The organism is Abyssisolibacter fermentans (genome assembly GCF_001559865.1).
Lineage (GTDB): Bacteria > Bacillota > Clostridia > Tissierellales > MCWD3 > Abyssisolibacter > Abyssisolibacter fermentans.
Map to the genome: position 1 here is coordinate 25,684 of NZ_LOHE01000048.1, position 7,595 is coordinate 33,278.

Below are 7,595 nucleotides of genomic sequence, written 5' to 3' on the forward strand. Positions count from 1 at the left end.
TAGGGAGGAAAAATAATGAATAAAGGTTTTAGAAGAGTTATTTTTAAAGCAATTGGTTTGGCAATGGGGGTTTCAACGCTAGTTTTAAATATAATAAAACCACTAGAAAGCAAAGGCAGTATTTTTTTATTATCAATTGGTCTAATTTGTTTAGCAATTGATGAACTAGAAAATAAATAGTATATCATTTATGAAGATATAAGTTAAAGGAGGGAACTACTCCTTCTTAATTTTATCTTTCACTTTAATACTATATTAATAAAATGTGGATTTTATAAAATGGTGTAAAGAAAATAATTTATAATACATACTCTGCAATATCACAATTTTCAAGTCTGTATTTAAAAAATTCCTCTTCCGATACCTTATTGAAAAATTTATTGATAACTCTAGCTATAAAACCATGTGTTACTACTAAAACATTCTTTTCATTAGTGTAATTATTTATTATATGCTCTAAGGCATAAAAAACTCTTTTTTCAACTTCTTTTATAGTTTCCGCTCCATCAGGAGCTTCATCATATATTGGTATGCTGAATTTTTCCCATAAATGAGGATACTTATTTTTTACTTCTTCTCTAGTCAATCCTTCATAAACTCCTACATTTTTTTCACAAAATTCTTTCATTTCTATAATAGGTATGTTTAATTCAGTACTTATTATCTCTGCAGTTTGTCTAGCTCTTTTTAATGTTGAAGAAATAATGATGTCAATATCGTAAGCTTTAAGTTTACTAGCTGTAAACTTTGCTTGCATGATTCCTTTTTCATTTAATTTAATGTTTTTGCTACCTGTATATCTTTTTTGGACATTAAAATCAGTTTGTCCATGTCTGACAACTATTAGTTTATTCATGTTATTCCTCCATCGCATTTGATTTATCTTCTAATCCAATTTTAAAAATAATCTTATTCAGAAAATGGATTTACTGTTTGTATATATTCGATAGGTTTATTATTAAAAGTTTCAAATAACGTTTTTGATGTTTTTTTAAATTTATTAGCATATTCCGAATACACTTTCCCATCTCTGCCAATTATTTTCCATGAATTATCTTCATTTATTAGGTAGTACTTCTTAGTTATATAATCAATACCTAACTTTTTATCTTTATACACAAGCTTTGTTTTAGTAAAAACAACTTTTGTATCATCTTTTAAATCATAAACCTTAGAAATCTGTATCTCACAATCGTATCTTATTACATCTTTGTCTGCTAATTTATAACATTCTGTATATATTTCCTTATTCATATCTGGTGCATGACCATGATTTCTTTTTATATGGTCAGCTTCTGTAAAATATCTACTGCTAAAAATGTCTATTATTTCTTTCATATAGTCATTATAGCTAATTTGAAAATTAGAAAATCTATTATCTAAAATTTCAACACATTTGATTGATTTCCCAATTTTATCATTAGTATTGCTGCAACCTATTATAAACACTGACATAAGTATAACTATACTAATCATGGTTTTTCTCATTATTAATACCTCCTATTTGTAACTATAAAAGTAATAGGTTGAATATTTTTAATTTCTTTTTTTAGCTCTTTTCATGATATTTTACACCTTTACGAAAAACTTTTTCTTAACTGTATCACAAAAAGCCTATAGTTTTAAGCTTTTAGTAGAGCGAAATATTTTTACTTTTCATTGCTGAATATTATCAGTTTTTTAATTTACGTAAATTATAGAAATATATTTGTTTATTTACGATCAAAACCACATTCATACTAACTTAAGTTTTTAAAATGTGGTTTTATAATACAACATTTAATTCTATTCTACCTTATACTTCTCAATAATCTTCTCAGCTGATTTAATCCCATCTACCGCAGCTGATACTATACCTCCTGCATAACCTGCTCCTTCACCTGTTGGATATAATCTTCTTACATTTATACTCTCAAGTGTATCTATATCTCTTAAAATCCTTATAGGAGATGAGCTTCTTGTTTCTATTCCTGTTAATATTGCATCTTCCATAGCAAAGCCTTTTAATTTCTTGTCAAAATATTGTATTCCTTCCTTCATAGCTTCTGTCACATAGCTTGGTAAACAAGCTTCTATAGTGTTAAGCTTAGTACCCGGTTGATAGCTTGGCTTTACTGATTTATACTCGGATGATTCATTTCCTTTTAAGAAATCTCCAACAAGCTGCGTTGGTGCCTTATAATCTTCCCCTCCTAGCACAAAAGCTTGCTGTTCCCATTTTCTTTGATAATACATTCCTGCCAATGGATGGTCACTTTCAAAATCTTCTTGTACTACTGATACTAATAATGCACTATTTGCGTTTTCTTTATCCCTAGCGTGTTCGCTCATTCCATTAGTTACTACCATGCCTTCTTCCGATGCGGCAGCAACTACACTACCACCAGGACACATGCAGAATGTATAAACGCTTCGCCCATTGCTTGCATGATATGTCAATCTATAATCAGCTGCTCCTAATCTTTTGTGTGTAGCAAACTGTTTGTACTGTGCATTATTTATTATTTCTTGAGGATGTTCTATTCTTACTCCTATCGCAAATGGTTTTTGTTTTATTTCAACATTTCTTTCATACAATTTTTCAAATGTATCTCTAGCACTGTGTCCTATAGCAAGCACTACATTATCTGTGTCAATTTTATAATCATCATTTACAATTACTGATTTTATACTTTCTTCTTCTATAACAAAGTCACTAACAAGTGAATTAAATCTAATCTCTCCACCTAAGTTTATAATTTCTTTCCTTATATTTTTAACAACGTTCTTTAATATATCTGTACCTACATGAGGTTTATGTGAGTATAAAATATCCTCAGGTGCACCAGCCTTGATAAACTCCTCTAAAACTTTTCTGCATCTCTTATCCTTTATTCGGGTAGTAAGCTTACCATCAGAAAATGTCCCTGCACCACCCTCGCCAAATTGCACATTCGATTTTGTATTTAATTTTCCTGTCTCCCAAAATTTATTTACTGTAGCTGTTCTATCCTCTACTTTTTCTCCTCTTTCAAGTATTATAGGTTTATATCCTTTTTGAGCAAGTATCAATCCTGCAAACATACCTGCAGGACCCATTCCTATGATTACGGGCCTATGGCTTAGCTCTTTTTCTCCTTGCTTTGGATACTTATACTCCATGTCAGGAGTTAGTGAAACATCCTTATATTTTTTAATAATTTTACCTTCATTTTTAACTTTTATATCTACAGTATATACAAAATCAATTTTGCCTGCTCTCCTCGCATCTATTGATTCTTTAAATATTTTTATATCTAATATATCACTTTCTTTTATACGAAGCTTTTTTACTATCTTATCTTTTAATAAACTAATATCTTCATCTATATTAAGCCTAATCTGTGAAATTCTAATCATTTATAATCTCCTTATATTTTTACAAGTTCATATTCACTACTGCCTAAACCTATTTCTGTGCCATATGATATTTGTATATCTCCCTTTGTATCTTTCCACATACGTTTAAAATGGTCACAATCTTCATGTTCACTGTCATCTAAGTATGAATTTATAATTGGTTTTTGTTCATTTACTAAATCTAAGCTGGCTTTATCTATAGCTACAGGGTCAAAAGAAACTAACATACCAATATTCGGTACTATAGGTGTATCACTCCAAGGAACACAATCACAATCAGGAGTAATATTTATCAAAAAGTTTATATATGCAACTTTATTTTCTTTACCTTTAATAGCGCCTAATGCATACTCTGTCAACTTTTCAGTGAATTCTTCAAGCTCTACACTCCAATCTAATTTAATAGAATTAAATTCACACATAGCTATACATTCTGCACATCCAACACAAAGTTCTTTATCAATATGTGCTTTACCATCTACCATAGATACTGCATTTTGCGGACAAATTTCTATACATTTACCACAAGCAGCACATTTTTTCGTATTTACTACAGGTCTAAGCGAATGTTGATCTTTTTTTCCTTCTGCACAAGCACATCCCATTGCTAAATTTTTAATAGACCCTCCAAAGCCAGCCATTCCGTGGCCTTTGAAGTGTGACATGACTATCATACTGTCAGCATTGACAATATCACCTGCTATTTTAGCACTTTTAAAATGCTTCCCCTCAATTTCAACATCAATAAAATTTTCACTCTTCAAACCATCTGATATGATTACAGGTGCTCCTGTAACGGAATAACTAAAGCCATGCTCTATAGTTGTCATAAGATGGTCAACAGCATTATGTCTACTTCCAGAATAAAGTGTGTTTGTATCTGTTACAAAAGGCTTACCACCTGCTTCTTTTATCTTATCAGATACAGGTTTAACAAATATAGGATTTATAAAACTGTCTCCACCTTGCTCTCCAAAATGAATCTTAATAGCTGTCAAATCTCCATCACTTATAATATTTGACAAATCTAGAGCATCAAATAATCTCTTGATTTTCTGAATCTTGTTTTCCTTTTCAGTCCTAGCTCTAAAATCTGCAAAATACACTTTACTTGCCATTTTATACACCTCACAATTTTTATAAAAACTAAGAACATTCCCCACAATACATACTATACTTTATTCTTTTACCGTTCTTTAGACTAGAAGCTTTGCAAAGCTTCTAGTGCTTTTAATTCTTCTTTAACTCTAAATAATATCTCAAATTCTAAAGGATTTTTTACCTTATCACAATATCCCTCAGATTTTTTTAATTTATCAAAAGACTTTTTATTATCTCCTTCTCTTGCATAAATTAATGAGAGAATACCTTCACATATAGATCTTTTCCATATTGAACCTGATATCTCAAACATCTCTTCAGCTTTTAATAGGTATTCTTTTGAATTCTGATAGTCTCTCATTTCATAAGAAGTAAGTCCTGCATTTGTATAAAATATAGTTAAACCTTTAAAGCCTTTCGATTCATAACATATTTTAATTGCCTTATTATAATAACTTAAAGCTAGTTTATATTCTTTACTATATCTCTTTATATCTCCAATATAATTATATGCAGCTGCAATATTTAATAAATTAGTAGGATTATCTTCATCTATTTTGTTTAATATATTTATACTATTATTTAACATTAACTCAGCACTTTCATAGCTGTTTTCCATTATTAGATTTAAACCTTTTAATCTAAGATATATTGCATAATCTATATCATTGTAAATACATTCCTTTAGTGATATAAGATATTGATGCATTTTTTTATCATCATGTATTTGGATACAATAATATATTAATTGTTTGAAAGCTTTAACTTTATATTTGTTACTATCAATTATATTTTCAGATTTTTTGATAACACTCTGTATATATTTAAGACCCTGTTCATAGCTGCCTTCTCTTATATAATATCTCCCTAACATATAGAAAAATTCTAATCTATATCTTTTCACTTCTACTGTTAAACCTTTTTCTTTTTCATTAAGCTCAAGCAACTGTTTTATATCATTAAACAATTTAATAGTATTGTTCTTTTGCGTATATGAAAGTTTATCCATTTTTATAGTTGAACTATCAAGACTAGGAAACAATTCATGATCGAAGCTTAATTGTAAATCTGCATACTTCATAGTACATCTTAAAGTATCCTCAATATTATTTGCTTTTTTGAAATGATATATTATTTTGGGATATAGCACCATATCTCCAGCATAACCCCTCAATGAATCTTTTAAAACATGTCCTATTTTATTGTGCAGTAGTATTTTTTTAGTGTATGTTAGATTCATGTATAAGAATTCTTTTAATTTCATATGCGTAAACGTATAAAAAACATTATTATTATCATAATTTTCTCTTATTATATGTCTAGCTTGTAGTTCCTCTATTACACTTAAAATATTCATTTCATCAGTACTGCTTATCTTTCTAATAATGTTTAATGTAATAACATCAGAGAACAATGCCATAATATTAAGTAAATTTCTACCTTCTTTAGAAACCTGCATAATTCTACCTTGTAGTATATCCTTCATCTTTGATGTTAGTACATTAATTTGACCATTATGCTTTAAAATATTTATTACCTCTACTAAGAAACATGTATTACCTTCTGTTTCTTTATATATCTTTTTCATAGCCTTATCAGATAGCTTGTATTCAGAAAAGCCAGCTTCAACAAACTCCGCACATTCCTTATCATTGAACCTGCTTAATCTAATTTCGTTAAATAGACTTAACCCTTTAACATTAACAAAAAAGTTTTGTATTTCGTCTTTATAATCATCTCTTACCAAACCTATAACCATTAAATTATTCTTTAAATTGTGTAGTAACCTTCCAAGAAGGTTTAGGCTAATATCATCTATCCATTGGAAATCCTCGAATACTAACAGTATTCTTTTTTTATAAGATAAATCTCTGAACACATCAATAATGCTATTCTCTATATAATTATAATTTATCTCAGAGTTAAAACTAATATCATCCTTTAAAACAGTAAAAAGATGCTTTATGACTTTATTTGTACTGTTAGAGAAATCTATATCTTGCAATTTCTCATGTGTGATTATTTGTTCAAACAATCCATTAAAAGGTCTCAATGGACAGTTTTCTTCTATTTTGCAGCAATTAATTTTAAATAACTTAATATTTTTGCTTTCTATATTCTTTAAAAAAACGTCCTTAAGCTTTGTTTTTCCTATTCCAGCCTCTCCTGTAATAAAAATAGCTCTAGATATATTATTACAATAAAAAGAATCAAACTGCTTTTTTAATTGATTGAGTTCCAATTCTCGACCATAGAAAAAATCTAAACTATCTCTTTTATCTAAACCAAATTTATTCTTTATAATACTTTTATATAAAAGCTTAGTATCTTCATCTGGACATACTCCTATTTCATTGTTAAGCCTGCTTTCTAATCTCTTATATAATTCAATGGCTTTGTTAGGCATACCGTTATCTATATAGATTTTCATCAAAAGTCTATATACTCTTTCATCAAAAACATCTTCTTCTATATATTTCATAGCATATACGCTAGCTTCTTTATATTTACCATCATCATATAAATTTTTTGTATGGGCAAACAAACTTGACAAATAAATATCTTTGTAATATCTTCTCTTTCTATTAACCCACTCATTATATTCAGGAGCATTTTTTACATAAAAACTCTTTAAAAATTCACCTTTGTATATTTCTATAATGTTATCGATATTATCACTCAATTTTAAACTATCACTTTTAAAGTTATTATATATAGTTAATTCTATTACATCACCCTTTGAATTAATTATCAAATCATCTTCAAATAGTTTTCTAACTTTATATAGGGCATTTCTTAGATTTTTTCTGGCTTTTTGTTGAGACATATCATCCCATAGTAATCCTATTATCTCATCCTTATGTACCTTCTGCTTCAATACTAGATAATAAAATAAAGCCTCTGCCTTCTTTAAAGAAAATACCACTGTTTGCCCATCATATTTAATTGTAGGAGTACCGAATAATTGCACACAAATCTCTTTCATACAATCACATCCCACCCATCGTTGATAACCCAACAGGGACGGTTCTTTTTGGGTAAGCACCCAAAAAGAACCGTCCCTGTTGGGTGGTAAAATTTAGTTAAACATTTCTACCTGTATCTTATACACATAA

The 7,595-nt window shown here is 28.8% G+C and carries 6 protein-coding genes; 1 reads left to right on the forward strand and 5 read right to left on the reverse strand.

From position 1 onward, the window contains the following. The first annotated feature begins 15 nt into the window (after positions 1 to 15). Entirely contained in the window at positions 16 to 180 is a 165-nt protein-coding gene (locus AYC61_RS21140) for a hypothetical protein (RefSeq protein WP_156456384.1), read from the forward strand. A gap of 118 nt (positions 181 to 298) precedes the next feature. Here the strand turns inward: AYC61_RS21140 and AYC61_RS07610 are convergent, their stop codons facing one another. The 5 genes from AYC61_RS07610 to AYC61_RS07630 all read right to left on the reverse strand — a co-directional run bounded on the left by AYC61_RS07610 (position 299) and on the right by AYC61_RS07630 (position 7,465). Then, positions 299 to 856 carry a histidine phosphatase family protein gene (locus AYC61_RS07610; RefSeq protein WP_066499089.1) on the reverse strand — a complete coding sequence of 186 codons (558 nt, stop codon included), beginning with the start codon at positions 854 to 856 and terminating at the stop codon, positions 299 to 301. Between the two features lie 53 nt (positions 857 to 909). Then, positions 910 to 1,488, reverse strand: coding sequence for a hypothetical protein (locus tag AYC61_RS07615; RefSeq protein WP_066499091.1), 579 nt, complete (start codon positions 1,486 to 1,488; stop codon positions 910 to 912). Positions 1,489 to 1,785: 297 nt separating this feature from the next. After that, positions 1,786 to 3,378 carry an NAD(P)/FAD-dependent oxidoreductase gene (locus AYC61_RS07620; RefSeq protein ID WP_066499094.1) on the reverse strand — a complete coding sequence of 531 codons (1,593 nt, stop codon included), beginning with the start codon at positions 3,376 to 3,378 and terminating at the stop codon, positions 1,786 to 1,788. An 11-nt stretch (positions 3,379 to 3,389) separates the two neighbouring features. After that, entirely contained in the window at positions 3,390 to 4,496 is a 1,107-nt protein-coding gene (locus AYC61_RS07625; RefSeq protein ID WP_066499097.1) for a DUF362 domain-containing protein, read from the reverse strand. An 83-nt stretch (positions 4,497 to 4,579) separates the two neighbouring features. Then, a complete protein-coding gene (locus tag AYC61_RS07630) occupies positions 4,580 to 7,465 on the reverse strand; it encodes an ATP-binding protein (RefSeq protein WP_066499100.1) in 2,886 nt (961 codons plus the stop codon). Positions 7,466 to 7,595 lie beyond the last annotated feature (130 nt).